Source organism: Pseudomonas sp. S37 (assembly GCF_016658545.1).
Taxonomy (GTDB): domain Bacteria; phylum Pseudomonadota; class Gammaproteobacteria; order Pseudomonadales; family Pseudomonadaceae; genus Aquipseudomonas.
Genome location: NZ_JACVZC010000195.1, coordinates 1 through 5,159, shown reverse-complemented (window position 1 = coordinate 5,159; position 5,159 = coordinate 1). Strand labels below are relative to the sequence as shown.

Here is a 5,159-nt window from a genome sequence, read left to right as displayed (position 1 = left end):
CCCCCCCCCCCCCCCCCCCCCCCCCCCCCCCCCCCCCCCGCTCCTACAGGATGTGCGTCAGCACATGCGCTCGCTGTTTCAGGATCCCATTCTGCGTCATACTCGGCAGACCTATTGCCCGGTCCTCGCCATGCGTCCACTGCTCCCCATTACCCTGGTCCTGCTGCTCGCCGCCTGTGGCGATGGCGAATCGTTGCTGCCGCCGGATGCCCGCCTGCCCGACGGCGGGCGTTACCGGGGCCAGGTGGTCGATGGCCTGCTGCAGGGCGAGGGCCGTATCGACTACCCCAACGGCAGCTGGTACGCCGGCGGCTTCAAGGACGGCCAGTGGCACGGCCAGGGCGAATGGCATGGGCAGAACGGTGAGGTGTATCGGGGCCAGTTCGCCGAGGGGCTGTTCCAGGGGCTGGGTGACCTGACTACCCCGGGCAGCCACTATGGCGGCACTTTCAAGCATGGCCGCCGCGACGGCGAAGGCACCCTCAGGCAAGCCGACCAGACCTACCGCGGCCAGTTCAAGGACGACCAATACGACGGTGCTGGCGAGCTGGAACTGGCCGACGGCAGCCGCTACCAAGGCCTGTTCGCCAAAGGCAAGCCCAACGGCGCCGGGGTGCGCAGCGATGCCAGCGGCAACCAGTTCAGCGGCCACTTCATCAACGGCCAACTGCAAGGCAGCGGCACCTACGACAGCGTCGACGGCGAGCAGTACATCGGCGAGTTCAAGGACAACCGCCTGGAGGGCCGTGGCCGCTACGAAAACGCCGATGGCGATGTGTGGATCGGCGAATTCAAGGATGGCTCGCTGATCGGCGAAGGCGAACTGCTGGGCAGCGATGGCAGCCATTACAAGGGCACCTTCGCCGACTGGCGCCTGTCCGGCGAAGGCAGCTTGCAACTGGCCGACGGCAGCAAATACGTCGGCGGTTTCCTCAACGATGCCTACCACGGCAAGGGGCGCTTGATCCTGCCAAGCGGCAAGGTCGAAAGCGGCGTGTGGGTCAACGGTGTGCGTGTGCGTGACCAGAAAGGCACGCTGCTGCCCGACCCATTGGACATTGCCCTGCTCAATCAGGGCCGCCTGCTGGAAGAGGCACTGGCCCGCGTGCCGCGCTCGGCCCCCCCGATCCAGCTGTACAGCCTGGTGGTGGCCGGCGACGGCCAGCAGAGCGTGTTCCTGCGTGAAGCCGACTACGTCAGCAACATGCTCAAGGTGCGCTTTGGCGCCCGCGGCCAAGTGACCTTGGTCAACCACCGCGACCATATGGCCAGCCGCCCCATGGCCACCCGCGAGAACATTACCCGCGCTGCCACCACCCTGGCCGAACGCAGCGGCCCCGAAGACCTGGTGTTCATCTACCTCACCAGCCATGGCAGCGCGGACCACCAGCTGGTGCTCGACCAGCCACGCCTGCAACTGGCCGACCTGCCTGCCGACGAACTGGTGACTGCCCTGGCACCACTGAAAGACCGCGACAAGGTAATTGTCATCTCCGCCTGCTATTCAGGGGGCTATATCGCCCCGCTCAAAGATGACCGCACGCTGATCATGACTGCCGCGCGGGCCGACCGTGTTTCCTTCGGTTGCTCGGAAGAAGCCGACTTCACCTACTTTGGCGATGCCTTGTTCGCCGAAGCCCTGAACCAGACCGATGACCTGAAACAGGCGTTTGAACTGGCACGCAGCAACGTTGCCGAAAGGGAACAGAGGGAAGGTTTCGAGGCCTCGGAGCCGCAGATGTGGGCACCGCCAGCCGTGCTCGAACACTGGCAGCACCTGCGCCGGCAACAGGCCGAAGAAGCATTGCGAAACGCCACGCAGGCGAAGGTGGGGGCACAGGCAGAAATGCCAGCCAACCACTAGACTTGTGTGTAACAAGGGAGAGACATCATGTATTTGACGCCTCAGCATGTCCTGCTTGCCGGTGCTACCGGCCTCACCGGTGAACACCTGCTCGACCGCCTGCTCAACGAGCCCACCATTACCCGCGTACTGGCCCCTACCCGCCGGCCGCTGGCCGAGCACCCGCACCTGGAAAACCCGGTCGGTGACCCGGCCGTGTTCCTGCCGCAACTGGCCGGGCGGGTGGATATTGCCTACTGCTGTTTAGGCACCACGCTGAAGCAGGCAGGCTCGGAGTCAGCCTTCCGCGCGGTGGATCTGGACATGGTGGTGGCGTTCAGCAAACGTGCGCGGGAGATGGGCGCGCGGCATTTGCTGGTGGTCAGTGCGCTGGGCGCCGACCCGAAGTCGTCGATTTTCTACAACCGGGTCAAGGGTGAGATGGAAGAGGCGCTCAAGGCGCAGGACTGGCCGCAACTGACCATCGTGCGGCCGTCGTTGCTGCTGGGTGAGCGGATTGAGCCGCGGCTGGGTGAGCAGCTGGTTTCGCCGTTTTCCAGGTTGATACCGGGTAAGTACCGGGGGATCGAGGCGTGTACCTTGGCGCGGGCGCTGTGGCGCTTGGCGCTGGAGGAAGAGGACGGGGTAAGGATTGTGGAGTCGGATGAATTGCGCAAGTTGGGCAAAAAATAGGCGTTACCCGTGACTGCCTCTTCGCGGGTGAACCCGCTCCCACAGGTAAATCATCAGGCCTGAGAGCGGCGCAATCCTTGTAGGAGCGGGTTTACCCGCGAAAGGGCCATCACAGGCCCCCGGTAGCCTGAAAACCTACCCCTGCTGCGGTGAGAAGCGACAACGGCAGCAACAGGGTGTCGAGCAGCATGCTCCCCGGCAGGTCCAGCCCCGGATAAGCCGGCGCTTCAGCCCCATAGCGATCCCGCGGGCAGCAACCACCATTGATCACATACAAATCCAGGCGGGTGCCAGCATACACCACCGGCGCCCCCGGCTTGTTGGCATCCAGCGTGCGCACCGTGGCGCAGCCACTCAGCAACCCCAGCGCCAGCAAACCGGCCAGCGTTCGCTTCAATCATCCACCCCGAAGTGATGCTCGCCCCAACGCGGCAGCATGTCCTGGGGAATGTTCAACAGGTTGAGAATGCGCGCCACAACAAAGTCGACCAGGTCGTCGATGGTTTGTGGCTGGTGATAAAAGCCCGGCGCCGCCGGCAAAATCACCGCGCCCATCTGCGACAGCTTGAGCATGTTCTCCAGGTGAATGGTGGAGAACGGTGCTTCACGCGGCACCAGAATCAACTGGCGACGCTCCTTGAGGGTGACGTCGGCAGCGCGTTCAATGAGGTTGTTGCAGGCACCGGTGGCAATGGCCGACAAGGTGCCGGTAGAGCAAGGCACCACCACCATCGCGGCCGGAGCACCGGAGCCAGAGGCTACCGGCGACATCCAGTCTTCCTTGCCATACACGCGAATCTGCCCGTCGGCAGCGCCGGTGTATTCGGTAAGAAAAGCCTGCATCGCCTGCGGCTTGGCCGGCAGCACCACGTCAGTCTCGGTGGCCATTACCAGTTGCGCGGCCTTGGAGATCAGGAAGTGCACCTCACGGTCTTCGCGTACCAGGCAATCGAGCAGGCGCAGGCCATATTGGGCGCCCGAGGCGCCCGTCATGGCCAGGGTGATGCGCTCCGGCCCGCTCACTTCAGCGCCTCGGCCAGCTTGCCGTGCAGGCCGCCGAAGCCGCCGTTGCTCATGATCACCACGTGGGTACCCGGGCGGGCCTGGCCCTTGATGCGTTCGATGATCGCTTCGAGGCTGTCGGCAACAACGCTCGGTACCTTGCACTGCGCAGCAGTAGCCGCCAGGTCCCAGCCGAGGTTGGCCGGCGCGTACCAGATCACCTGGTCGGCGTCGTTGACGCTTTCTGGCAGGCCATCACGGTGCGCACCCAGCTTCATCGAGTTCGAGCGTGGCTCGATCACCGCGATCACCGGCGCCTCGCCAACGCGCTTGCGCAGGCCGTCGAGGGTGGTGGCGATGGCGGTCGGGTGGTGAGCGAAGTCATCGTAGATGGTCACGCCCTGTACTTCGGCAACCTTCTCCATGCGCCGCTTGACGCTCTTGAAGGCGCTGAGGCCCTCGATGCCCATGGCCGGCACGACGCCGACATGGCGGGCGGCTGCCAGGGTAGCCAGGGCGTTGGCGACGTTGTGCTGGCCGGTCAGCGCCCAGTCCACCACGCCTTGCGCTTCGCCCTCGAACAGCACTTCGAAACGCGAGCCATCGGGGCTGAGCAAGCGGGCCTGCCACTGGCCGCCTTCACCAGTGGTTTGCACCGGGGTCCAGCAGCCCATGCCGATGACCCGCTCCAGCGCCTGTTCGGTGGTCGGGTGGATGACCAGGCCTTCGCTGGGGATGGTGCGCACCAGGTGGTGGAACTGCCGCTCGATCGAGGCCAGGTCCGGGAAAATGTCTGCGTGATCGAACTCAAGGTTGTTGAGGATCGCGGTGCGCGGGTGGTAGTGCACGAACTTCGAGCGTTTGTCGAAGAACGCACTGTCGTATTCGTCAGCCTCGACCACGAAGAACGGTGTGTCGCCCAGACGAGCCGACACCGAGAAGTTCTGCGGTACGCCGCCAATCAGGAAGCCCGGGCTCATGCCCGCGTGCTCCAGCACCCAGGCCAGCATACTGCTGGTGGTGGTCTTGCCGTGGGTACCGGCAACGGCCAGCACCCAGCGGCCTTGCAGCACGTGGTCGGCCAGCCACTGCGGGCCGGAGACATAGGGCAGGCCCTTGTTCAACACGTATTCAACCGCCGGGTTGCCGCGCGACATGGCGTTGCCGATGACCACCAGGTCGGGCGCCGGCTCCAGCTGAGCCGGGTCATAGCCTTGAGTCAGTTCGATGCCCTGGGCCTCGAGCTGGGTGCTCATCGGCGGATAGACGTTGGCGTCCGAGCCGGTGACGCGGTGGCCAAGTTCCTTGGCCAGCACCGCCAGCGAGCCCATGAAAGTGCCGCAAATACCGAGAATGTGAATATGCATGGTCGACCTCGCAAAACATCGAGGCAGGGTAGCCCAGGGCGCGATAAATCGCACCCGCTGTTTCGCTTAGTCGCCCCTGGTGATGCCGTGTTTGCGCAGTTTTCGATACAAGGTATTGCGGCTGATGCCCAAGTGCTCGGCGACACGGGTGAGGTGCCAGTGATTTGCCTGCAAAATGGCCAGCAAGGCATCGCGTTCGGCATCCTGTAGGAGCGGCCTTGCGTCGCGATAGGGCCGCAGAGCGGCCCCAGGGC

General features: G+C 64.6%; 6 protein-coding genes. 2 read left to right on the top strand and 4 right to left on the bottom strand.

Translation table 11 applies throughout. The annotated features are described in order from the left end of the window. The first annotated feature begins 130 nt into the window (after window positions 1–130). Together IAE39_RS28890 and IAE39_RS28885 are read left to right on the top strand one after the other, a co-directional pair. Window positions 131–1,864: a C13 family peptidase gene (locus IAE39_RS28890; RefSeq protein ID WP_201207874.1), complete on the top strand. Its 1,734-nt coding sequence runs from the start codon at window positions 131–133 to the stop codon at window positions 1,862–1,864. A gap of 27 nt (window positions 1,865–1,891) precedes the next feature. Continuing rightward, window positions 1,892–2,536: an oxidoreductase gene (locus IAE39_RS28885; RefSeq protein ID WP_201207873.1), complete on the top strand. Its 645-nt coding sequence runs from the start codon at window positions 1,892–1,894 to the stop codon at window positions 2,534–2,536. 109 nt (window positions 2,537–2,645) lie between these two features. Here IAE39_RS28885 and IAE39_RS28880 read toward each other — a convergent pair whose 3' ends face one another. The 4 genes from IAE39_RS28880 to IAE39_RS28865 all read right to left on the bottom strand — a co-directional run. After that, a complete protein-coding gene (locus tag IAE39_RS28880) occupies window positions 2,646–2,933 on the bottom strand; it encodes a YceK/YidQ family lipoprotein (RefSeq protein ID WP_201207872.1) in 288 nt (95 codons plus the stop codon). After that, complete coding sequence (ubiX, locus tag IAE39_RS28875; protein WP_013970698.1) at window positions 2,930–3,559, bottom strand: flavin prenyltransferase UbiX; 630 nt, start codon at window positions 3,557–3,559, stop codon at window positions 2,930–2,932. Before ubiX ends, IAE39_RS28880 begins: the two co-directional genes overlap by 4 nt. Continuing rightward, window positions 3,556–4,905: a UDP-N-acetylmuramate:L-alanyl-gamma-D-glutamyl-meso-diaminopimelate ligase gene (gene mpl / locus IAE39_RS28870; RefSeq protein ID WP_201207871.1), complete on the bottom strand. Its 1,350-nt coding sequence runs from the start codon at window positions 4,903–4,905 to the stop codon at window positions 3,556–3,558. The genes ubiX and mpl overlap by 4 nt, the downstream gene beginning before the upstream one ends. A 66-nt stretch (window positions 4,906–4,971) precedes the next feature. Next, window positions 4,972–5,159, bottom strand: a 188-nt coding sequence (locus IAE39_RS28865) for a helix-turn-helix domain-containing protein (protein WP_201207870.1), incomplete at its 5' end; no start/stop codon positions are given.

Bases quoted from the DNA above. Each gene is read 5' to 3' on its own strand.
- IAE39_RS28890 (WP_201207874.1), top strand. From the start codon at position 131: ATGCGTCCACTGCTCCCCATTACCCTGGTCCTGCTGCTCGCCGCCTGT.
- IAE39_RS28885 (WP_201207873.1), top strand. From the start codon at position 1,892: ATGTATTTGACGCCTCAGCATGTCCTGCTTGCCGGTGCTACCGGCCTC.
- mpl (WP_201207871.1), bottom strand. From the start codon at position 4,905: ATGCATATTCACATTCTCGGTATTTGCGGCACTTTCATGGGCTCGCTG.